This window comes from Parachitinimonas caeni (assembly GCF_030129945.1).
Taxonomy (GTDB): Bacteria; Pseudomonadota; Gammaproteobacteria; order Burkholderiales; family Chitinimonadaceae; genus Parachitinimonas; species Parachitinimonas caeni.
This window is the reverse complement of record NZ_JARRAF010000315.1, coordinates 1-255: the sequence shown is the minus strand read 5'-3', so window position 1 is coordinate 255 and position 255 is coordinate 1. Positions and strand designations below refer to the sequence as shown.

Sequence of the window (255 nt, the reverse complement as noted above, 5' to 3'; positions counted from 1 at the left end):
GCGGTGCCGGCGTGTACAGCTATGGGGCCGGTACCCTGCTGAGCACGGCTAATCCGAACCTGACCGCCGCCATCAATGGGGCAATCATCGTCAATAATGGGGCGGGCGTTAATCTGACCCCCGCCGGACAGAATGCGGTGGTCGCTTTGGTGTCTCACGGACCGAATCTATTCGGCGGTTACATCTACCATGCGTCAGGCCAGCGTTTCACTTTGACGGGTGCCGGTACCCGGGAGGTAGAAAACACGGATAACA

The 255-nt window shown here is 59.2% G+C and carries 1 protein-coding gene; it reads left to right on the top strand.

Annotation, left to right across the window (positions count from 1 at the left end):
• Positions 1-255, top strand: a 255-nt coding sequence (locus PZA18_RS25950) for a hypothetical protein (RefSeq protein WP_284103538.1), incomplete at both ends; no start/stop codon positions are given.